General features: G+C 69.4%; 19 protein-coding genes. 8 read left to right on the forward strand and 11 right to left on the reverse strand.

Going from position 1 to position 21,947, the window contains the following annotated elements:
• The first annotated feature begins 117 nt into the window (after window positions 1–117).
• Window positions 118–1,569, forward strand: a complete 1,452-nt coding sequence (locus tag BM013_RS27290) for a glycerophosphodiester phosphodiesterase family protein (protein ID WP_093130896.1) — start codon at window positions 118–120, stop codon at window positions 1,567–1,569.
• Between the two features lie 45 nt (window positions 1,570–1,614).
• On the forward strand, window positions 1,615–2,238 hold the full coding sequence (locus BM013_RS27295) for a PAQR family membrane homeostasis protein TrhA (RefSeq protein WP_093130898.1): 624 nt from the start codon (window positions 1,615–1,617) through the stop codon (window positions 2,236–2,238).
• A 42-nt stretch (window positions 2,239–2,280) separates the two neighbouring features.
• Here the strand turns inward: BM013_RS27295 and BM013_RS27300 are convergent, their stop codons facing one another.
• Window positions 2,281–2,871 carry an NADPH-dependent F420 reductase gene (locus BM013_RS27300; RefSeq protein WP_093130900.1) on the reverse strand — a complete coding sequence of 197 codons (591 nt, stop codon included), beginning with the start codon at window positions 2,869–2,871 and terminating at the stop codon, window positions 2,281–2,283.
• 118 nt (window positions 2,872–2,989) lie between these two features.
• On the opposite strand from BM013_RS27300, the gene BM013_RS27305 reads away from it, so the two are divergent.
• From BM013_RS27305 to BM013_RS27320, 4 genes are all read left to right on the forward strand, one after another.
• Window positions 2,990–3,937 (forward strand): LysR family transcriptional regulator, encoded by a 948-nt coding sequence (locus BM013_RS27305; RefSeq protein ID WP_093130902.1) that lies wholly within the window; start codon window positions 2,990–2,992, stop codon window positions 3,935–3,937.
• Window positions 3,938–4,031: 94 nt separating this feature from the next.
• Entirely contained in the window at window positions 4,032–4,403 is a 372-nt protein-coding gene (locus BM013_RS27310; RefSeq protein ID WP_177206599.1) for a DUF2946 family protein, read from the forward strand.
• A gap of 123 nt (window positions 4,404–4,526) precedes the next feature.
• Window positions 4,527–6,653 carry a TonB-dependent receptor gene (locus BM013_RS27315; protein WP_093130904.1) on the forward strand — a complete coding sequence of 709 codons (2,127 nt, stop codon included), beginning with the start codon at window positions 4,527–4,529 and terminating at the stop codon, window positions 6,651–6,653.
• Window positions 6,654–6,669: 16 nt separating this feature from the next.
• On the forward strand, window positions 6,670–8,178 hold the full coding sequence (locus BM013_RS27320; protein WP_093130906.1) for a PepSY domain-containing protein: 1,509 nt from the start codon (window positions 6,670–6,672) through the stop codon (window positions 8,176–8,178).
• 39 nt (window positions 8,179–8,217) lie between these two features.
• Here BM013_RS27320 and BM013_RS40670 read toward each other — a convergent pair whose 3' ends face one another.
• From BM013_RS40670 to BM013_RS27345, 5 genes are all read right to left on the reverse strand, one after another.
• Window positions 8,218–8,994 carry a TonB family protein gene (locus BM013_RS40670; RefSeq protein ID WP_143098357.1) on the reverse strand — a complete coding sequence of 259 codons (777 nt, stop codon included), beginning with the start codon at window positions 8,992–8,994 and terminating at the stop codon, window positions 8,218–8,220.
• Window positions 8,991–9,350, reverse strand: coding sequence for an ExbD/TolR family protein (locus BM013_RS27330; RefSeq protein WP_218152721.1), 360 nt, complete (start codon window positions 9,348–9,350; stop codon window positions 8,991–8,993). Before BM013_RS27330 ends, BM013_RS40670 begins: the two co-directional genes overlap by 4 nt.
• 4 nt (window positions 9,351–9,354) lie before the next feature.
• Window positions 9,355–9,795: a TonB-system energizer ExbB gene (gene exbB, locus BM013_RS27335; RefSeq protein WP_093130912.1), complete on the reverse strand. Its 441-nt coding sequence runs from the start codon at window positions 9,793–9,795 to the stop codon at window positions 9,355–9,357.
• 27 nt (window positions 9,796–9,822) lie between these two features.
• Complete coding sequence (locus tag BM013_RS27340; RefSeq protein WP_218153689.1) at window positions 9,823–11,553, reverse strand: ShlB/FhaC/HecB family hemolysin secretion/activation protein; 1,731 nt, start codon at window positions 11,551–11,553, stop codon at window positions 9,823–9,825.
• 146 nt (window positions 11,554–11,699) lie between these two features.
• Complete coding sequence (locus BM013_RS27345) at window positions 11,700–14,885, reverse strand: two-partner secretion domain-containing protein (RefSeq protein WP_177225576.1); 3,186 nt, start codon at window positions 14,883–14,885, stop codon at window positions 11,700–11,702.
• A gap of 128 nt (window positions 14,886–15,013) precedes the next feature.
• Here BM013_RS27345 and BM013_RS27350 point away from each other — a divergent pair, with 128 nt between their 5' ends.
• Window positions 15,014–16,063 carry a substrate-binding domain-containing protein gene (locus tag BM013_RS27350; RefSeq protein WP_093130918.1) on the forward strand — a complete coding sequence of 350 codons (1,050 nt, stop codon included), beginning with the start codon at window positions 15,014–15,016 and terminating at the stop codon, window positions 16,061–16,063.
• Window positions 16,064–16,104: 41 nt separating this feature from the next.
• Window positions 16,105–17,028, forward strand: a complete 924-nt coding sequence (locus tag BM013_RS27355; RefSeq protein WP_093130920.1) for a bestrophin family protein — start codon at window positions 16,105–16,107, stop codon at window positions 17,026–17,028.
• Between the two features lie 9 nt (window positions 17,029–17,037).
• Here the strand turns inward: BM013_RS27355 and BM013_RS27360 are convergent, their stop codons facing one another.
• The 5 genes from BM013_RS27360 to BM013_RS27380 all read right to left on the reverse strand — a co-directional run bounded on the left by BM013_RS27360 (window position 17,038) and on the right by BM013_RS27380 (window position 21,870).
• On the reverse strand, window positions 17,038–17,892 hold the full coding sequence (locus BM013_RS27360; protein WP_093130922.1) for an oxidoreductase: 855 nt from the start codon (window positions 17,890–17,892) through the stop codon (window positions 17,038–17,040).
• Window positions 17,893–18,009: 117 nt separating this feature from the next.
• Window positions 18,010–18,468, reverse strand: coding sequence for a hypothetical protein (locus tag BM013_RS27365; RefSeq protein WP_093130924.1), 459 nt, complete (start codon window positions 18,466–18,468; stop codon window positions 18,010–18,012).
• Window positions 18,469–18,598: 130 nt separating this feature from the next.
• The gene (locus tag BM013_RS27370) at window positions 18,599–20,458 is read right to left on the reverse strand and encodes a cytochrome c biogenesis protein DipZ (protein ID WP_093130926.1); all 1,860 of its coding nucleotides are present in this window, start codon (window positions 20,456–20,458) and stop codon (window positions 18,599–18,601) included.
• Between the two features lie 56 nt (window positions 20,459–20,514).
• Window positions 20,515–21,027 carry a peptide-methionine (R)-S-oxide reductase MsrB gene (msrB, locus tag BM013_RS27375; protein ID WP_093130928.1) on the reverse strand — a complete coding sequence of 171 codons (513 nt, stop codon included), beginning with the start codon at window positions 21,025–21,027 and terminating at the stop codon, window positions 20,515–20,517.
• Between the two features lie 219 nt (window positions 21,028–21,246).
• The gene (locus BM013_RS27380) at window positions 21,247–21,870 is read right to left on the reverse strand and encodes an FMN-binding negative transcriptional regulator (RefSeq protein WP_093130930.1); all 624 of its coding nucleotides are present in this window, start codon (window positions 21,868–21,870) and stop codon (window positions 21,247–21,249) included.
• Between the last annotated feature and the right edge of the window lie 77 nt (window positions 21,871–21,947).

Below are 21,947 nucleotides of genomic sequence, written 5' to 3' on the forward strand. Positions count from 1 at the left end.
TTGTGGTCGCGGGTGATTCGCAGTGTTGGAAAAGTTTGCCGGTCACTGTCCCGTCATGGGCCAAACCTAGCATCCGGCGGCTTTCGATCTCCTTCCACAACCATCCCAAGACCGCACATGACAACAACGAAGAGCGTTCCTGCACCCGCCCCCCGTCCGGTTCGCGCCGTCGTGGCGGCCATTGCCGCTGTCGGCGGCTGCCTCGTGATCGCCGCCTGTGGCGGCGGCAACGGTGGCGGCGGCATCGCGTTTCCGGTGCTCCCGCCGGCCCCGGCGCCAGCCCCGGCCCCGCCCGCACCCGCGCCGCTGGGCACGCTCGACGGTTCCGTGCCCCTTGTCATCGGCCACCGTGGCCTGCCGGGCCTGTATCCGGAAGAAACAAGGACCGCCTACGAAGCCGCGGCCGACGCCGGTGCCGATTCGCTGGAGACCGACCTGCACCTCACGAAGGACTGCGTGCTGGTGGCGCGCCACAACCCCTGGCTGAGCGACAACACCAACGTGGCCGACGTGGCCAAGACCAACGCCACCGTCGCCGGGCGCAAGCGCACGGTGAAGGGCGTGCTGGTCAACGTCACGTACCCGCCCATCGCAGCCAACGGCCCGGCCCAGTACCTGAGCGACCTGACCGACCCGAGCGATTCGAAGTCGGTGCTCAAGTCGCTCATCGTCGACGGCGAGGACCACACCGACGACTGGTCCATCACCGACTTCACCATGGACGAGCTGCGCCAGTGGATCCGCGGCACCACCTACGACGCCAAGGACCTGCGCCCCACCGACCTCAACGGCAAGCTGCCGATCCTGAGCTTCCAGGAAGTGATCGACATCGCCAAGGCCAAGAGCGCCTCCACCGGCCGCGCGCTCACCGTGTACCCGGAAACGAAGAACCCGATCTGGAACAACGCGCAGGCCATTGCCAACGGCTGCGGCCCGGTGGGCAGCCACCCGCTGGAAGACGCGCTGTTGAAGATCATGAATTTCAACGACCTCAACCGCAAGGACGCGCCGATCTTCGTGCAGAGCTTCGAGCCCGAGAGCCTGAAGTACCTGCGCTCGGCCGGCCTGAAGGCCCGCGCGGTGCAGCTGGTGGACGGCAACGACGTCAACTACCAGACGGGCGAGATGATCTACGTGACCACCGACGTCTACACCTTCGTCGACGGCCGCCCCTACAGCTGGACGCTGGCCGGCAACCCGAAGTGGTTCGGCGAAATGCTCACGCCCGCCGGCCTGGCCGAGGTGAAGACCTATGCCGACGGCATCGGCCCGTGGAAGCCGCAGGTCATGGCGCACACCATCGCGCCCTTCGTCACGCCCAACAAGGGCCTGGCCGACGTGAACACCGTGAAGCCCACCGCGCTGATCGCCGACGCCCACAAGGCCGGCCTCTTCGTGCACAGCTACACCTTCCGCAACGAAGCCAAGTACCTGGCCGGCCTGTACAAGGGCGACCCCGTGGCCGAGTACCTGCTGTACTTCCGCGCGGGCATCGACGGCGTGTTCTCGGACTTCGCGAACACCGCCTTCGCCGCGCGCAAGACGTACCTGACGGAAACGGGCCGCTGAGGCGCCGCACCGCACGCAGACCGAAGACAGCAGGCCGCGCACCCCATGTACCCTGGCGAAAGACTCAACGGCTACAGCCACCTGCTCGGCCTGCTGCTCGCGCTGCCCGCGGCGGCGTTGCTGCTCGCGAAGACCGTGCCCACCGGCGACCCCGCGCGCATCGCGGGGGCGCTGGTGTTCTCGCTCTCGGCGGTGGCGCTGTACGCGGCCTCCACCCTCTTCCACAGCACGCGCGGTCGGCTCAAGCGCATGTGGGAGCGGGCGGACCATTGCGCCATCTACCTGCTGATCGCGGGCACCTACACGCCCTTCGCGCTGGTCACGCTGCAGGGCGTGTGGGGCGGCCTGCTGCTGGCGATCATCTGGAGCGCGGCGCTCTTCGGCATCTGGCGCGAGCTGGCGCCGGCCAAGGGCGGCGCGCCCAAGCCTCCCCCGCTGTGGCTGTACATCGGCATGGGCTGGCTCGGCGTGCTCGCGGCCGTGCCGCTGGCCGCGCGGCTCGACGCCGCCGGACTGATGTGGCTGCTGGTCGGCGGCGTGCTGTACACGGCGGGCACGGTGTTCTATCGCAACCGGCAAGGCTTCCGGCACGCGCACGGGGCCTGGCACCTGTTCGTGCTGGCGGGCACCGCGAGCCACTACGTGGCGGTCGGCTGGTTCGTGCTGTAGCTGTAGCTCCAGAAGGGCGCGCAGCGCCGCCGCCGCGTCGGTTCAGCCGAGCTTGACGAGGTTCTTCAGCACCAGCGGCCCGCCGAGTGCCAGCAATGCGCCGCCTTCGTCGATCCTGCCAAGCGCGATGGGCGCAAAGCCCAGCGCGTCCACCAGCTGCGCGACCGATGCGCTGGCCGCCTCGTCGTTGCCCGCCACGAACATCACGCGACGCCCGCCGCTGTCGGCAGGGTCGGCCGCCAGCAGCTTCGCGGGCAGCTGGTTGAAGGTCTTGACCACCTTCGCGCCCGGGAACGCGCCCGCCACCACGTCGCTGGAGGCCTGGCCCTTCAGTTCTTCCGGCGCAATGCCATAGGTGTTCATCGCGTCCACGACGATCTTTCCGGTCCAGCCCTGGGTGGCCGCACGTGCCACATCGGCGTGCGCGCGAAACGGCACGGCCAGGATCACGACGTCGGCGGCAAGGGCCTCGGGCAGCGCGACCGCGGTGACATGGCCGCCGAGTTCTTCCGCCAGCGCGGCGAGCGAGCTGGGGCCGCGGGTGTTGGCAATGGCCACGTCGATGCCGGCGCGGGCGAAGTGGCGGGCAAGGGCGGAACCGACGTTGCCGGTGCCGATGATGGCGTAGGTCATGGGAGCTTTCCGTGAGGTGTTCGTTGATCGATGGGCCAATGGTGGGCGCTTCGGTCCGATCTGAAAAGACGGTATATTGAGATTCGATCCATCTCCTTTTGGGATGGATTGACATTCCATGCTCGACGGCGTTTCACTCGACCAGCTCCGCACCTTCATCGCCGCCGTGGACGAAGGCAGCTTCTCGGCCGCGGCCCGCAAGCTCAACCGCGTGCAGTCGGCCGTGAGCGGCTGGGTCGGCAGCCTGGAGGCGCAGATCGGCGTGGTGCTGTTCGACCGCTCCGGGCGCTACCCCAAGCTCACGCCCGAAGGCGTGCTGCTGCTCGCGGACGCGCGCAACATCGTGTCGGGCGTGGACACGCTGAAGGCACGCGCGCGGCTGATGTCCGCGGGCCTGGAGGCCGAGCTCTCGGTGGTGGTCGACGTGTTCTTCCCCACCGCCGCGATCACCGAGGCGGCGAAGGAGTTCGCAACCCGCTTCCCGCTCACGCCGCTGCGGCTCTTCGTCGAAGGCCTGGGCGCCGCGTACCAGCCCGTGATGGACGGCCGCTGCAGCCTGGGCTTTCTCAGCGTCCTGCCGATGGCCTTCCCGTCGCTCACGAGCGAGCGGCTGGGCCAGGTGCTGCTGGTGATGGTCGCGGCACCGGCGCATCCGCTTGCGGCCTGGGCGGGGCGGATCCCCCGCGATGCCTTGGCCAGGCACGTGCAGCTGGTGCTGACCGACCGCTCGCCGTTGCTCGCGGGGCAGGACTTCGGCGTGCTGTCGCCGTCGACCTGGCGCCTGGCCGACCTCTCGACCAAGCATGCGTTCCTGAGAGACGGCGTCGGCTGGGGCAGCATGCCGCTGCACATGGTCGAGCAGGACATTGCCTCGGGCAAGCTGGTGCGGCTGGACATCGAGGACATGCCCCGCGAAGGCACGCCTTTGACCATGGCCGCGGTGCACCCCGCATCGGCGCCGCCCGGGCCCGCGGGGCGGTGGCTCATCGCGCGCATGAAGGCGGGCGCGTCGGGCATGGCGGGCGTAGCGGGCATGGCAGGTGCGGCGGGCGCGGTGCAGGCCTGATCCTTTCGGAACAGGGGGACAGCAGTTGCGCGGCCACGCCACACGTCGCCGATAATCCGCGCCGATGTCTTCCACCCGCGCCATCCAGCACCTCATGCCCGCCACGCGCGCGGGCTTGCGGCGTCCGGGTGCGAGCCTGGTCCGAGGGGTGCTGCTCTGGTTCGCGCTGTCGCTCGGCGTGGCCATTGCGTCGCCGGTCGTGAACCCGCAGTCCATCGAACTCGTGTGCTCGACCAACGGCCTGGTGAAGGCCATCGTGCACACCGACGACGGCGCGCAGGAAATGGGCCTTGCCCACATGGACTGCCCGCTGTGCGTGATGGTCGGCGCGCCGCCCGCCACGCCGACGCTCGCGTTGCCCGTGCTTCAGCCGCTCGCCCATGCGACGCGGCCGGTTCCTTCGGCGCACATCGCCGCCGCCACCGCGGCGCCCCTGCCCGCGCGCGGGCCCCCTTCTCTCTCCTGACGCTTTCTCGAACCTGCCGCGCGTGACGTGCCGCCCGTGAATCGGGCGAACCGCGCGCGGCCCGTCCCTGCAATGAGTCGGCGCGCCCGTGCGTGGCTGGGCGCGCCCGAAGAGAGATTTCCCATGAACAAGACCCTCCTGTCGCTGGCACTGGCCGCGGCATTCCCGTGCGTGGCCCTGCCCGCTTTCGCCGCCTCCGCCTCCGCCGCCGATGCGCAGGCCACGCTGCCCGCCGTGTCGATCACCGCCACCCAGGACGCGAGCCTCGCCGCCCCTGTGTCGACCGGCTCCGGCCTCGGCCTCACGCCCCTGCAGACGCCCGCCAGCGTGAGCACCCTCACGCGCGAGCAACTCAGCGAGCGTGGCGACGCCAGCCTGGTCGACGCCATCACCCGCTCGCCCGGCATCAGCAGCCTGGCGCACCCCGGCAACGGCGGCTCGTCGCTGTCCGCGCGCGGCTTCACCGACACCACCTCGGTGATGCGGCTGTACGACGGCATGCGCCAGTACGGCGGCGTGGGCGTGACGTTTCCGTTCGACACCTGGTCGGTCGAGCGCGTCGAGGTGCTGCGCGGCCCGGCCTCGGTCGTCTACGGCGACGGCGCCATCGGCGGCGTGGTCAACGTCATTCCCAAGAAGCCGGCGCACGGCCCCATCGAGAACGAGGTGCAGGCCACGCTGGGCACCGACCGCACGCAGCGCCTGGACTTGGGCAGCGGCGGCGCCATCAACGACAAGCTGTCCTACCGCCTCGACCTGAGCGGCGACCGGTCCGACGGCTGGGTCGACAGGGGCGACTCGCGCAACCGCACGATCTCCGGTGCGGTGCAGCTCGACGTGTCGCCCGAATTCAGCCTGAAGCTCAGCCACGCCCAAGGCAGGCAGAACCCGATGCGCTACTTCGGCACGCCGCTGGTCGATGGCCGGCAACTGCCGGCGCTGCGCGAGAAGAACTACAACGTGGGCGACAGCGCCATCCGGTACGACGACCGCTGGAGCGAGCTCGCGGCGCAGTGGACGCCCGGCGCCGACATGAGCGTGCGCAGCCGGCTCTACCGCATCGAGAGCACGCGCTACTGGCGCAATGCCGAGGCCTATGCCTACAGCCCGCGCACGGGGCTGATCGACCGGTCGGGCAACACCGAGATCCTGCACAACCAGTCGCAGACCGGCAACACGACGGACGCCACTTTCAAGGGCCGGCTGTTCGGCCTGAAGAACCAGGCGTCGGTGGGCTTCGACGTGAACACGAGTTCGTTCACGCACACGAACAACACCTACGTGGGCGCATCGCCTTCGGTCGATCCGCTCAACCCGGTGCCCGGCGTCTTCTACAGCAGCGTTCCCTTCATTCCGCGCTACACCAACGAAGCGCGGCAGTCGGCCGTGTTCGCGGAAGACCGCCTCGAACTCAGCGAGCGCTGGTCGCTGATCGGCGGCCTGCGCCACGACCACGCGCGCATTTCGCGGCGCGACCTCGTCGCCGGCACGCCGTCGTTCGACAAGTCCTTCTCCAACACCGGCTGGCGCATCGGCACCGTGTTCGAGATCGTGCCGAACCTGGCGCTGTATGCGCAGTTCGCCAAGGCGGCCGACCCGGTCGGCGGGCTGCTCATGCTGTCGCCCGCCAACAGCAAGTTCGCGCTTTCCACCGGCAAACAGGCGGAGGTCGGGCTCAAGCAGGCCTTCTGGGGCCAGCGCGGCGAATGGACGCTGGCCGCGTACCACATCACCAAGAACAACCTCGTCACGCGCGACCCGGGCAACCCGGCGCAAAGCATCCAGGTGGGGCAGCGCTCGTCGAAGGGCATCGAGGCGACGCTGGCCATGGCGTTCGCGTCGGGGTGGCAACTCGACGCCAACGCCTCGCTGCTTCGCGCGCGCTACGACGACTTCTCCGAAACGGTGCGCGGCGTGGCCGTCTCGCGCGCGGGCAACGTTCCCACCGACGTGCCGCGGCGGCTGGCCAACGTGTGGGTGAGCTGGAGCTTCCTGCCGCAATGGACGCTCAGCTCCGGCCTGCGCTACGTCGGCAAGCGCTACGCGGACAACGCCAACACGCTGGCGCTGCCCGCCTACACCACCACCGACCTGGCCTTGCGCTGGCAGGTCACGCCCGACACCACGCTGACGCTGCGCGGCTTCAACGTGTTCAACAAGCGCTACTACACCACCGCCTACTACACCAACACACAATGGTTCGTGGGCGACGGGCGCCGCGTCGAGCTGACGGCGTACCACCGCTTCTGATGGACGGGGCCGTCCGATGACTTGGAGCAAACGCGCAAGACGCCTGACCTACCTCGTCCATCGCTGGACGGGCGTGGCTGCCTGCGTGCTGATGGCGCTGTGGTTCGTGAGCGGGGTGGTCATGCTCTTCGTGGGCTACCCGAAGCTGACGCCGTGGGAACGCATGCAGGCGCTGCCGCCGCTGGACGCGGGCACCTGCTGCGTGCCGGTCGACGCCGCGCTGGCGCCCGGCCGCGCGCACGGCGCCGCGCAAGAGGTGGTGCTGGGCACCGTGGGTGGCCGCGCCCGCTACATCGTTCGTGGCAAGGGCGGCGGATACGCCGTGGCGGATGCCGTCGACGGCACGCCGGCGCCGCCGGTGGACGCAGCGGCTGCCACGCGTGCGGCAAGGGCATTCGTCCCCGGCGCGGCTGCAAGCTACCTCGGCCAGGTGCGGGAAGACCGATGGACGCATTCGCGCGGGCTCGACGCGCACCGTCCGCTGCATGAGGTGCAGATGCACGATGCCGCCCGCACCCTGCTGTATGTGTCGTCGACCACCGGCCAGGTGGTGATGGACGCACCACGCGCCCAGCGCCTGTGGAACTACGTCGGCGCCTGGCTGCACTGGCTCTACATGTTTCGCGACCGCTCGGTGGACGCGACGTGGAGCTGGATCGTCATCGTGCTCTCGGCCGTGTGCGTGGTCACGTCCGTCACGGGCACGGTGGCGGGCATCTGGCGCTGGCGGTTCAGCGGGCGCTACAAGTCGGGTTCCCGCTCGCCCTACCGCGACTTCCACCTGCACTGGCATCACGTGCTGGGGCTGGTGTTCGCGTCGATCGTGTTCACATGGATCTTCAGCGGGCTGATGTCGATGAACCCCTTGGGCGTCTTCGACGCCAAGGGAGCGCGGCCGAACGTGGCGGCCTACCGCGGCGGCAGCCCGCAGGAGACGCGGCTCGCGCTGCCGGTGCCGAAGCTGCTGGCGCTGCTGCAGGCGGCGCACTTCCAGGCGAGCGAACTGGAATGGCGGGTGCTCGGTGGCCGGCCCTTCGTGCTGGCGCGCAACGCGGCCAACGACACGCGCCTGGTGGTGCAGGAAGGCAGTGATTACCGCGTGCTGATGCAGTGGCCGGACGCCGAGCTTCTGCGCGCGGGCCAACGCCTGATGAGCGCGCCGATGGTGTCGCACGAACAGCTCGATCAGTACGACCTGCACTACTACGGCCGCCAGCCCGAGGCCATGATGGGCGCCGCCGAGCGCCGCCTGCCTGTCTGGCGCATCCGCTTCGGCGATGCGCAGGACACCTGGGTCTACCTCGACCCGCACACGGGCGACATCGCCGTCAGCGCGGACCGCGCGCAGCGCCGGGGCCGCTGGCTCTTCAGCTTCCTGCACAGCTGGGACCTGCAGTCCATGCTGCGCTGGGCATCGGCGCGCGACGCGGTGTTGATCCTGTTGAGCGTGGGCGGCTTGCTGGTGAGCCTCACGGGCATCGTGATCGGGTATCGCCGTTTGCGAACCCGGCTTGCCCAGGCCTGATAGGCGGCACCCGCCGCTGGACGCCGGCGCGCTTTTTTCTCAATTGCTTTCTTTCGCGAACGCAACCGCAATCACCACGTTCATCTGCCGCGGCGGCTTCTCGAAAGGCACGCTGGACTGCGCGGCGCGCAGCGCGCTTTCGTCCAGCGCCGCATGGCCGCTGCTGCGCTGCACCGCGAGCGAGCCCGCCAGGATATCGCCACTCTCCGTGAGCGTGAAGCGGATCGCCGGCGCGCCGACATGGCCCGCCTCGCGTGCCTCGGACGGATAGACCAGCCTCGACTGCACCGCCTTCCTCAGGCTCGCGAGGTACTGCCGCAAGACGCTCGCGTCGGTCTCGCGCGCACGCACGGTCTGCCGGGCGCGATCTTCCTCGGCGCCGAGGGGCTGCGGTGCCGCAGCCACCGCAGCCGCGGGCGGGGCGGGTTCCGCCGGCTGCGCGGGAACCGACACCGGGCTCGGTGCTGCCCGCGGAGGCTCAGGCGCCCTCTCCCGAAGCTCTTTGCGTACGGGCTGCCTCGGCGCAGGCACGGGCTTCACCGCGGCTTGGCGCTCGGGCTGGGGTTGTGGCTGTGGGTGTGGCTCAGGCTCCGGTGCGGGCCTTCCCGCCTGCTGCTGCTCGACCTGCCGGTTGCCCACCAATCCGAGCAGGTCGACCACGAGCTGTTCGCGCGGAGGCGGTGGCGGCCGTGGCGGCGCTGAGGCGCGTCCAAGCAGCAGCCACGGCAACAGCACCAGCGCATGCAGCAGCAGCGAGATGCCGAAGCCGACCGCCAGCACCGGCCGCACGCGCTGCACCGGCGGCGCACCGGTCATCGCTTGCCGGCCTCCGTCTGCACGGCCACCTTGGCAAAGCCCAGTTGCTTCAGCACGTCGGCCACATCGATGAAGCGCTGCAGCTGCACCGTGCGGTCGGCGCGCAGCAGGAATGCGGTCTGCCGGTCCAGCGGCGCGAGCCTGGCCTTCAGCGCGTCGGTGTCGACCGCCTCGCCGCCGAAGTGCACCGTGCCCGCCGCGTCGATCGCGATGGTCTGCGTGTGCGCCGTGTCCGACCGGCTGGCGCTGGCCTGCGGCAGGTTCACCGGAATGCGCCCGCTGGCGATGAAGCTCGACGTCGTCAGCACGATGGTGAGCAGCACCAGCATGATGTCGACGAAGGGGAGCATGTTCATGCTGTCAATCGGCTTGTCGGTCACGCGCGATCTCCCATTCGAGGATCAACACCTGCGCCTTGCGCAGCAGCGTGTTGTAGAGCGCCACCGACACCAGCGCCACCGCCAGCCCCACGGCCGTGGCCTTCAGCGCGAGCGCCAGGCCGACCATGATCTTGCCGCTGTCGATCGCGCTGTCCTGCCCCATGTTGTAGAAGGTCAGCATGATGCCGAACACCGTGCCCAGCAGGCCCAGGTAGGGCGCATTGCTGGCCACCGAGGCAATGACGAAGAGCTTGCGCGTGAGCACCAGTTCGAGCGACTTGATGTCGCGCACGGCGTGGGTGTCGATGCTGCGGTACAGCCATGCACGCTCGATGCCGATGGCCACCACCACCACACTGAGCACCACCAGCAGTCCGATCACGCCGTAGTCGATGGCGGCTGTGAGCCAGTTCGCGTTCATTCGGTTTTCCTTTCTTCTCGGGCCATGTCAGAAGAGCACGCCGGCCTGCAGCAGCACGCGCGTCCTGCCGTCGCGCGCGAACTCCTGCGGCCGCGCGCCCGCAGCCCGCGCCACCTGCACGCGCGCGAACATCGACCGGTAGCGCGCGGAATAGCCCACGCCCACATCGGACAGCCGCACACCGTTGCCGGCGGCGTCATTGCTGTTCTGCTGCCAGGCGCGGCCCACGTCCGCGAACACACCCAGCGAATGCACGAGGCCTTCCTGCGCGGGCAGCGCATACCGCAGCTCGAGGTTGAACAGGTAGCCGTTGTCGCCGCTCACCCACTCGCGGTACGCCTTCACGCCGCCGGGCCCCGAGATGCCCATCTGCTCGCTGCCGTCGAGGTTCCTGTTGCGCAGCGCCTTCTGCAGGCTCAGCGTGCCGTTGGCGCTCCAGTCCTTCGCGAGTTCGAGGCCGGCGGCCAGCCGCAGGTTGAGCCGCGCGAAGCTGCCCAGGGTGTTGGCGCAGGCACAGTCGACCGCCCGCTGCGCGGGATCGTCGATGCCGAGGTGGCCCCAGGTCAGCCCCGCGCTCAGGTTGGTGTAGCCGGCGCGGCCGAAGACGTTGCCCCAGGCTTCGTGCTGCGCGCCGAAGGTGGCGACCTTGACGCGCCTGTCGCTCACCGAGTCGACCGCGCCAATCTCGTCGCGCAACTGGCGGGCCGCGAGGTTCAGGCTCAGCGACAGGTTCTGCTCTCGGCTGCGCACCAGCGGGTAGCTGAACGTGGCCTCCACCGTGTGCGCGCGGCCGCGGGCTTCGAGGTCGCTGTAGTCCGCGCCCAGGTGGTAGCTGGTGCGCGACGCGGCCAACTCCACGCGAAGGCCATTGGCGGCCAGCGGCAGGCTGTAGGCCAGCCGGGCGTTGTCGAGCCCGCCGCCCTGCGCGCCCATGAGGTTGAACGACAGCTTGTCCGCGATGCCGAAGGGCGAGTTGATGTCGAGCCCCGCGCTGAGCCGGTTGCGGCCGGTGTAGCGCGAGCCGTGGTTGTCGCCGGCCACGTAGCCGCCGACGCGCGGCGCCTCGCCCACGTCGATGTCGAAATCGGACGTGCCCTGCGCCTCGCCGGGCGAGACGGTGAGCCGCGGCAGCGTGGCACCGGGCATGTCGCTCACGAGCAGCATCGCGCGCTCGAGTTCGGCGCGAGAGACAGGGGCAACGGGCGTGACGGCGGCGGCGCGCTGCCCTCTCACCGAAGCGAACACGTCACCCAGCACGCTGTCGCGCACCAGCGAGCGGTTCTTCAGCGCGAAGTTGCCGTAGGTGCCCACGAGCACGCGGATCACCAGCGTGCCGCCGCTGGCGTCCTGGCGCGGAACGTAGGCACGCGCCACGAGGTAGCCGTGGGCGCGGTAGAGCGCGGAGACCTTCGCCGCGGCCTGCTCGATTTCGGCCATCGACAGCGCGCGGCCCTGGTAGGGGTCGAGCGCCAGCTGCAGTTCGGCCTGCGGCACGAGCTCGGCGCCCTCTTCCACGCGGAACGCGCGCACCGCCAGGGTCTCGCCGGCGGGCAGGTTCATGGGGCGCTCCTGCGGCGCGTCTATCACCGGCGCGGGAGGCCTGGCGGGCGCGGGCGGGCGCGGCGGTTGTTGCGCCTCGCGCACGGCGTCGCCGATGCCGTAGCTGGGCAGCGGCAGCGCCTGGCCATGGCTGTCGATGGCGCAGAGGCACAGTGCAAACAGGGTGGCGAGTGCGTGGGGCGGAAGACGGGAAGACAAGGCGCGGGAAGTCGGGTTCATGTCACGGCGGAAGAATCGGAAGATGACGGAGATGGCTGAGGATGAAAGGCGCGAAGCACTGTCAGCAGCCCGCGCGCGAAGCGGCCCCGCGAGGGGCGCGCCTCCTGCGCGAACGCGATGCCTGGCTAGGGCTTGCGGACCGGCGCTGTGGACGCTGGCGGTGCGGCCTCGTCCTCGAGGTCGAAGACCTGGCCATCGACTTCGATGCGCTGCACGTTCGCCGAGAAGTTGCGCCGGTCGGCAAAGACGATGTGGTCCGCGATGGCAACGGGCCGGGGGGCCAGGCTCGCGGTGGTGGCGAACACGGGGCGCTCTTCGGCTTGCCGGCGGGCGTCGGCTTCGGCGGCCGATGCGAGGCGCGCGCCGGCATCGGCGCGGGCTTGCAGCTCGGCGGCGCGGGCTGCGGCAAAGGCCAAGGCCTGCGCTGCGGCCGTGGCGTTGGCGGTGGCCTGGGCGGCCTCTTCTGCGGAAGCCCGTGCCGCGGCCTGCACGGCGGCTTCCGCGGCGGCTGCCTCGGTTGCGGCACGCGCTGCGGCCTCGGCTGCGGCACGCGCCGCCGCTTGCGCCTCGGCCTCGGCCGCCACATCGCGGTAGCTGCTGTTGGTGACGGTGCCCGTGCCTGTGCTGCTTCCGACCAGGGCACCGGGGCCGCCGCTCTCGGTCACGACCCTTCCGGTGGCAAACGACTTGTCGATCACGCCACCGCGGAATTCACCCACCAGCCCGCCCGTCACGTTGTCGCGGCCCGTCACGTCGCCGCTGGCACGCGAGTCGGTCACCGTGCCGCCCCCCATCAGCCCGACCAGGCCGCCAGCCGCGTTGGAGCCCGTCACATGGCCGCTCGCCTCGGAGCCCGTGATGGTGCCGGAGTGGCCGCCCGCCAGGCCACCCGCGTTCTCGCCCGTGACATCGCCCGAGGCGCGCGAACCGGAGATGGTGCTGCTGTCGCTGTTGTAGCCGACCAGGCCCCCCGCGTAGCTGCCGGCGCCGCCCTTGACGTCGCCGCTTGCATTGGAGTTGCTGATGCTCGCGCCGGTGCCGCCGCTGCTGCCGACCAGGCCACCGGCGAATCCCGAAGAAGCCGTCACCGTGCCGCTCGCATGCGAGCCCGAGATGGTGCCCGCGCTGTTCTCGCCCACCAGCCCGCCGAAGTTCGGGGAAATGGCGCCCACGCGGGCGCCGCCGGTGACGTTGCCTGTGGCATAGGAGTCGACGATGCGCCCGCCGGAGATGTTGCGCCCCGCCAGGCCGCCGATGTTGCCCTGCCCGCCCGTGACGTCGCCGGTGGCATACGAGTTCGTGATGAGGCCGGTTGCGCCCCCGGTCAGCCCGACCAGCCCGCCGACCGTGATTGCGTTGTCCGACACCGTCACGCGGCCGGTTGCATATGAATTGGCGATCGTGCCGTTGAGGTTGCCGCCGGCCAGCCCGCCGATGGAGCCGTTGTTGAACTCGAACGCATTGAGGGCCGTCACGTTGCCCGTGGCATGCGAGTCGGCGATGCGGCTGGCCGCGCCGCTGTTCTGCCCGACGAGGCCGCCGATGCTGCTGTAGCCCTCGTAGAGCGACGAGCCCGTCACGGTGGCGGTGGCGTACGAACGCTCGATGGTGCCGTTGTTCACGCCCACCAGCCCGCCCACGCTGCTGGCGCCGGTGACGGCACCGCTCACCCAGGCCTGGCTGATGCGCCCGGCACTCACGCCCGCGAGTGCGCCGACCCGCCCATAGGCGCTCACGCTGGCGTTCGACAGCCCGATGTCGCGCACGATGCTGCCGCTTTGCGCCGTGCCGATCAGGCCCGTCTCAACCAGGCTGGGGCCGCTCGTCTGCTTCGGCTCCGCGATCGTCAGGTTGGCGATCGTGTGGCCCAGCCCCGCCAGCGTGCCCGACAGCTTCGAGACCACCGTGTTGGTGTAGGTCTTGCCCGACGCATCGAGGTTGCCCGCCAGCGCGTAGCGGCCTGCCGCGACGCCACCCGCATCGTCGATGGCCTCCAGGTCGCTCATGCTGTGGACCAGCGTGTAGGCGTTGCCGTTCATGGCCAGGCTCGCATTCGCACCGCCGAGGGTGACCGACACGCCGTGGTCGGTGTCGATGCGGTAGTCGCCGCCGTAGTTCAGCCTCAGTCCCGCGTTCGCGCCGGTGGCCGTGATCGGCGCGTTGATGCGGATGTCGTTCGTCGCGCTCAAGGTCAGCGCGGTGTCGGCCGACCAGCTGACAGCGTCGTTGACGTGGATGTGGCCGTCCGCGCCGTTGCCGCCGGTCGATTCGATGGCGATGTTGTTGTTGCCCAGCAGCGCGCCCAGCGTGGTGCCGCGGATGTCGCCGCCCGCGCCGATGGTGAAGCCGTCGGGGTCGAGCGTCCACGTGCCGGTCTTGCCGTTCGCGGCCCGGGTGGTGACGCTGGCGTCGTCCGCCACCTTCACGCTGCGCCCCGAGGTCTCGATGGTGCCGCCGTCGCCGCGCACGGGCGCCGATGCGTCGAGCGTGCCGCCCACGCTGGCCGTGCCGCCGTAGGCATGCACGACGATGTCGCCCTTCAGGTCGTCCAGCGTGCGGGCCTGCACGATGCCGCTGTTGTTCACCTGGCTGCCCAGCACGTCGTCGGCGGCCCTGGCGGTGAGGAACACCTTGCCGCCGTCGGCCTGCACGGCCCCCTTGTTCTCGACGAGCGCGTTCAAGGTGCCTTCGTCGATGCTCACGCTCACCAGCGAGTCGCCGTTGAAGTTGAGGCTGATCTTCTCGCCGCTGGCGAGCGCCACGGTTCCCTTGGTCGCCACGATCACGCCCTGGTTCGACACCGTGCCGCCCAGCAGCGCGACGTAGCCGCCGCTGGCCGCGGTGAGCGTGCCCATGTTGACGACCGAGCCCGAGCCGCCGCTGCCCTTGAAGACGTAGCGGCCGGCCTCGAAGTCGGCGTTGTCGAGGTCGAGCGTGCTGGCCACGAGGCCGGCGGTGTTCACGCTGCTGCCCCTTGTGAACAGCACGCCGCTGGCGTTGACCAGGAACACCTTGCCGTTGGCGTTGAGCACGCCGTCGATCACGCTGCGCTCGTTGCCGACCACGCGGTTCAGCGTGACCGCGGAAGCATTGGGCTGGTTGAAGTTCACGGTCTCGCCCGCGCCGATGCTGAAGCCCTGCCAGTTGATCACCGCGCGCTGCGTGCCCTGGTCGATGTGGGTGACGCTGCCCGTGCGCGTGACGGCCGCCACGCCGCCGGCCACGCTGGCGCCCTGCGGCGCGGCCCAGCCCGGCGATGAATAAGAAAGCAGAAGCGCCGAAATGGCGAAGGAGACTTTTGTTTTAAACAATCCCGCGCAGGGATGTTGACCGGACGGCGCCCTCTTCATTTATCCACCTTCTTCGTTATATTTCTGCGAGTATAGCGACCGCTTAACTTTTTGTTTCTCGGTGCAAACCAGCGGCGCGCATTCCAGGCATGCAACCCGATTTCTTATGCGCTCTATATGCCGGCAAATATACGGCGCAAATCAGATTCATCAAAAAAAGAAGAGCAGGGAGAAATTCATTCGACTCGCCCGAATTGCGTTTTTATTCGAAACGCACCACGGCCCATTTAATTCAACGAGGAGAAACCGTGTCCCAAACAGTATCGAAACAGGCAATCAGGAAAATCGCATTGAGTGTTTCAGCCAGCGTGCTGATGCTGGCCGCGCCCGCCACCTGGGCGCAAACGGTCACCGTGGCGGTGGCTGCGAACTTCCAGGGCGCGTTGAACCAGCTCATCGACGCCTATGCGCTGGCCGGCCTGCCGTATTCGGGGACCTCGTTCACCGTGACGTCGGGCGCCACCGGGGATTTCCAGACCGCCATCGGCACCGCCTTGTCCTCGCCCGGCGGCACCACGCCCTATGACCTGTTCTTTGCGGCGGACGACACCACGCCGGCCGCATTGCGGACCAGCTATTCCAGCGTGGTGCAGGTGCCGTTCCGCTATGCGGAGGGCAAATTGATCCTGTGGTCCAAGTACGGTGCGAACGTGAGCAGCTCGGGCTCGGGCGGCTTTCCCAGCCCCGCGAGCTATGCCTACGCCAATGGCCAGGTCGCGATCGCCAACCCCACCACGGCGCCCTATGGCACCGCCGCGCAGCAGGTGCTGACGCGGGTCAATGGCATCACCTACCCCAGCGGTTCGTACGACGCCAAATTCACGCAATATTCGACGATCGGCACCACCTATAACGCCGTCAATGCCAGCACCGGCGCAACGGCATATCCGAACATGGGCTTCGTCGCCAAATCCCAGGTGTGCAATGGCGCGGGCGCGGTCCGTTCCCTGACGGGCAGCTATTTCGAATACACGCCGGCCACCGTCAACGGCAATCCGCCGCATGACCGCCTGCTTCAGGACGCCGTGGCCATTCGCGGGCGCAGCGGGTCGAGCAATGCCGCGGTCGACGCGTTCATTGCCTACCTGGCGAGCACCGATGCGCGCAACATCATCCTGAACAACTGCTACGTGCTGTAGCCCGCCTCGGTCATCGGTCGCACGCGGATAATCGCCGACCGATGATCGTCCGACCCCGCCCCCATTGGCTGCGCATGCTGTTCGTATGGCGTGGCTCGGTCTTGCTGGCCATCCTGCCGCAGCTGCTGTGGACCACCGCCTTCGCCGTGCTCGTGACCGTGCTGCACGGCCGGGTGTTCCAGTGGAAGGTGCCGCTGAATTTCGTGCCCTTCTCGCTCATCGGCCTCACGCTGGCCATCTTCCTGGGCTTTCGCAACGGCACGAGCTACTCGCGCTACTGGGAGGCGCGTACGCTGTGGGGTGCGCTGCTGAACGAAACGCGCTCGCTGGTGCGGCAGGTGCTCACGCTGGCCGATGCGCCCGCGCAGGCCAACGTGCCCACGCTGCGCCTCATCGCCTTCGTGCATGCGCTGCGCCACCAGCTGCGCGGCACCGACCCCGCGGCCGACCTCGCGCGGCTGCTGCCGCCCGAAGACTGCGCGCGCCTGCAGGCCGTGCGGTTCAAGCCGGCGGTGCTGCTGCTCATGGTGGGCGAATGGATGCGCGGCCAGCGCCAGGCCGGCCGGCTCGACCCGATGCTCGCCCAGTCGATGGAAGTGCCGCTGGGCCGCCTCACCGAGGCGCTGGGCGGTTGCGAGCGCATTGCGAGCACGCCGATTCCGTTCACCTACTCGGTGATCATTCACCGCACCATCTACCTGTACTGCGTGCTGCTGCCCTTCGGGCTGGTGGACGCCATCGGGCCGATGACGCCGGTGGTGGTCGCCTTCATCGCCTATACCTTCTTCGCGCTGGAGGCGCTGGGCGCCGAGATCGAGGAGCCCTTCGGCACCGAGCCCAACGACCTGGCGCTGGACGCGATGTCCCAAATGATCGAGTCGACGCTGCGCGAGATGATGGGCGAGCCGCAACCGGGCGCCAAGGCAGGCGCCGCGCAGGTGTCCGCCCCCTACATCCAGACCTGAGCCGCTGGCTCAGCCCTCGCCCGGCGGAAAGTCGGCGCCCAGCGTCGCCGACTCCCACGCATCGAAATCGCCGCGCATGAACTCGAGCTTCTTGCGCGCCAGGTCGAGCGCCGCCTTGCCCAGCACCAGCCGCAGCGGCGGGTTGTCGGACAGCGCGGCATCGATGATGGCCTGCGCCGCACGCACCGGGTCGCCGGCCTGGTTGCCGCTGCGCGCGGCCGTCTGCTTGCGGCGCTCGCCCGCCGTGGCGTCGTAGGCCTCGATGCGCGTGGCCGACTGCTTGATCGACGGGCCCGCCCAGTTCGTGCGAAACGGCCCCGGCTCGACGATCAGCACGCCGATGCCCAGCGGCCTGACCTCGATGGCCAGCGACTCCGAGATGCCCTCCGCCGCGTACTTGGTGCCGTGGTAGTAGCCCGTGGCCGCAAAGCTCGACAGCCCGCCGATGGACGACACGTTCACCACCAGCCCGTTGCCCTGCGCCCGCATCACGGGCAGCACCGCCTTGGTCATGTCGATGAGCCCGAAGACGTTGGTCTCGAACATGTCGCGCACTTCCTTGTCCTCGCCCTCCTCGATGGCGGCGAGGTAGCCGTAGCCCGCGTTGTTGACCAGCGCATCGATGCGCCCGAAATGCTGGCGCGCCTGCGCCACCACGTGCTCGACCTGCTCGCGCCGCGTGACGTCCAGCGGCAGCACCAGCGCGCGCTCGCCGTGGCCTTCGGCAATGTCGGCCACCTGCGCCGCGTTGCGCGCCGTCACCACGGCGCGCCATCCGCGCGCGAGCACCAGCTTGGCGAGTTCACGGCCGAAGCCGGTGGAACATCCGGTGATCAGCCAGACGGGGTCGGTTCGATTCATCATGCGCAGGACTCCATGCAAGGGTGGAAACAAGACGACAAGGGCGCAGAGGCTACGCCCGATGAATGACCCTGTCCCGCGCGCGAGAACCGCACGGCACCGTGCCGTGTTGCGCCGTGTTCAGAGCATCTTCAGTTCCACCCGCGACAGTCCGCGCAGGTGGCGCGGCCCCAGCCGCGTGTCGTTGGCGGAAATCAGGCAGATGCGCCCGAGGTGCGCGTCCAGCGGCTCGGCGTTCTTCTCGTACAGCACCAGCGCCTTCTCGCCGATGGCGCTGTTGTAGAGCTCGTTCCAGCTGAACACGGCCTGGTAGCCGTCGCCGCCCTGCGCCACCACCACGCAGCGCTTGAGTTCGGAGCGCGGCCGCTGCGACAGCCCGTGCGCGTCGAGCACGTCGACCAGCCGCGCGCCCGCGTAGCTGTCGACCTGCGCCACGGGGCGGCCGGAATAGCAAAGGACCTGGGTGGGGCCGAGGTCGTGCCGGGGCAGGCCCTGCAGCGCCTCCAGCGTCAGGAAGCCGGGCTTGGGCAGGCCCGCGACCTGCAGCAGTTCGGCGTTCGCGATGGTGTCGGGATTCATCGTCGCTCCGGGGTGGAGAAGCTGCGCATTGTGCGGCAGCGGGCCGGCCGGCGCGATCCGCCAAAGCGTATGGGTTGTATCCGGACATGCATGACGCCGGCCGGTTCCTGTCCGCCGGGCGCCACGACGCTCAACCGAAGGTGAACGCGAACGCCTCCGCGCCCGGGTCGAGAAACTCGATCTCGAAGCGCCGGTCGGCCACCTCGCCGCGCTGGCGCACCAGCTGGTAGAGCCGCTGGCCGTCGATGGTGCCCAGGCCCTGCGCGTCCACGTCCATGCCGTGGTCCTCGCCGGGCGGCTTGCCGTCGATGGTCACCTTGATGCGAACCGGGCGCCCGTCGTATGCCGAGCCGAGCACCAGGTGCAGGTCGCGTGCGTGAAAGCGGTAGGCGATGCGGCCCTGCGCCTTGCCGAGCACGGCGCTCTGCTCGCCCACGGTCCAGTCGCCGCCCAGCGCCCACTGGTTGGCCTGCAGTTGCCCGGGCACGGCATACGCGTGCGGCTTGCGCTGCACCAGGCCGCCGGCCGACGCGAAGTTCTCGGCGCGGCCGTAGCCGATGTAGGTCTCGGGCGACTTCACGTTCGCGCTGTCGGCGGCGGCCTGCGCGCCCTGCGCCTCGACCTTCACCAGGTCGCCCGCCGCCGGCGCCTGGCCCGCCTCGGCCAGCAGTTGCCGGATGACCTGCTCCGACTGGTCGTAAGCGCCCTCGCCGAAATGGTGGTGCCGGATGCGGCCCTGCGCATCGATGAAATAGTGCGCCGGCCAGTACTCGTTCTTGAACGCGCGCCAGATCGCGTAGTTGTTGTCGACGGCGACCGGGTAGCCGACCTTCAGGTCTTTCACGGCCTTGCGCACATTGCCGATGTCCTTCTCGAAGGCGAACTCCGGCGCATGCACGCCGATCACCACCAGCCCCTTGTCCCGGTACTTCTCGGCCCAGGCCTGCACATACGGCAATGCGCGCAGGCAGTTGATGCAGGAATAGGTCCAGAAGTCGATCAGCACGACCTTGCCGCGCAGCGCCTCCATGGTCAGCGGCGGCGAGTTGAGCCACTGCACGGCACCGTCCAGCGAAGGGCCCTGGCCTTCGACGGGCAATGCCTCGGCGGCCTTGTCCGCGGACATCATCGCGTTGTTGGCGGCCATCATGGCGTTGCCCGGGGCCATCATGGCGTCGGCGCCGGCCATCATCACCGCCGAATCGGGGCTCGTGGCAACCACCGCGGGCGCCTCGGCGGAATTTTCGGCCGCCTTCTTCGGCCGCACCTTGTCGATCAGCGCCTGCTCCACCGACGACGTGCCCGCCACCGACAGCTGCGCCAGCACGCCGGTGTCCAGCCCCAGCGCGATGGCGGCCACGCCGCACAACAGCGCCGCGCCGATGCCGCGGCGGATCCACTCGCCGGCGCCCAGCGACTTCTTCATTGCCTTGAACAGGCGCCCGCCCACCAGCAGCGCGGCCGCCAGCGAACTGGCCGCACCCGCCGCATAGGCCAGCAGCAGCAGCGAGGTCTGCGCGCTCGCGCCGCCCAGCGCCGCGCCGGTCAGCACCAGGCCCAGGATCGGCCCCGCGCACGGCGCCCACAGCAGGCCCGTGGCCACGCCGAGCAGCACCGACGTGACGAAGGACGAACGCTGCCCACCCGCCGCATCGCCGCCGGCCGAAGCCGACAGCCGCTCACCCCAGCTCACCAGCGGCCGCATGAGCCGCTGCGCCAGCTGCGGAAACAGCAGCGTGACGCCGAACAGCGCCATCAGCACGATGGCTGCCATGCGGCCGTACTGGTTGGCCTGCACCGCCCAGCCGCCGCCCACCGCGGCCAGCGAAGCCACGCCCGCGAAGGTGAGCGCCATGCCGAGCAGCAGCGGCAGGCCGTTCTTCAGGAACGGCTGGTCGCCGCGCGCGAACACGAAGGGCAGCACCGGAAGAATGCAGGGGCTGAGGATGGTCAGCACCCCGCCCAGGTAGGCGACGAGGAAAAGGAGCATGGCGAAAGGGCAGGCAGTTCAGTGAAAGGTCCGGGGTGGTCCCGGGGGCCGAGGGGTCAGGCAGCGCCCGCGTTGAACTTCATGGCCATCCCGTTCATGCAGTAGCGCAGGCCGGTGGGCTTCGGACCGTCGTCGAACACATGGCCCAGGTGGCCGCCGCAGCGGCGGCAGTGCACCTCCGTGCGCGTCATGCCGACCGAGCTGTCGACCTTCTGGCCCACCGCGTTCGGCAGCGGCTGCCAGAAGCTGGGCCAGCCGGTCTTGCTGTCGAACTTGGTCTTCGAGGAGAACAGGTCGAGCGCGCAGCCCGCGCACGCGAACCTGCCTTCGCGGTGCTCGTCGTTCAGCGGGCTGGTGTAGGGCCGCTCGGTGCCCTCCTGGCGCAGCACCGCGTACTGGTTGGGCGTGAGCAGCTTGCGCCACTCGGCGTCGCTGCGGCTGACTTCGAACTTGCCGTTCTCGGCCGCGTGCGCCAGGCTGGCGCTCCAGCCGAAGGCGTTGACGACGGCCAGGCCGAATGCCGAGGTGCCGGCCTTGAGAACGAAGCGGCGTGCGGGATGGTGGTTCATGGCGAGTGGCTCCTTGAGGTGATGACCTGAGTACGCAGCATCGGTGTATACGGATGTGCATAGCGAAGGACGTGCCATCCGCCGGGTTCAACGCTGCGTCTCATGCAACGTAGTTCGGGCGCTTCGCGCAGAAGGTTACGCCCCCGGCCGCCGCGCCTTCAAAAAAAGGAGCAGCGGCGGCGGCGCAGATGCCAGGCGCCAGACACCAGGTGCCAGGCGTCAATCGGCCGGGCGCATCCGCTCGGCCAACGCGGTGCTGCCGCGCGCCTGCAGCGCATCGGCCGCGCCGGCGCGGTCGCGCAGCTCCTTGTTCTGGCTGAGCTTGAACTTGCCCACCAGCGACGTGAGCGCCACCTCGATGCCCACGATGTTGCGCAGCAGGCTGTCGATGTACTCGGGCGCCGAATCGCCCATCTTCCATGGCATGGGCTCGCCGGCTTCGTGGCGCCGCGTCAGGCGCGCGACGATGCGGCGCACGAAGCGCTCGTCGTCATGCACGCTCAGCACGCCGTGCGCATGCACCACCTCGTAGTTCCAGGTGGGCACCTGGCGGTGCGCCTCGTGCTTGGTGGGGTACCAGCTGGGAGAGATGTAGGCCTGCGCACCGCGAAAGATCACCATCGCCGGGCTCCCCGAGGCGCAGCGCTGCCACAGCGTGTTGGAGCGCGCGACGTGGGCCAGCAGCAGGCCATGCGCGCCCTCGTCGGGATCGAACTCGAAAGGCAGGTGGTCCGCGTCGAAGCCGTCGGCCCCCTGGGTGACCAGCGCGCCCAAGGGGTGCTCGCGGATGACGCGGTGCAATTGAGCGGGGTCGGTTTCGGCGAAGTGTGGGGGGATGTACATCGGGAGCGGTCGTGGACGAGGGAATGAGGCACCGACTTTCGCTCGCAACCGGCACAATGCGAAGATCCAGTTTCAGG

The organism is Variovorax sp. OK605, from assembly GCF_900115445.1.
Taxonomy (GTDB): domain Bacteria; phylum Pseudomonadota; class Gammaproteobacteria; order Burkholderiales; family Burkholderiaceae_C; genus Variovorax.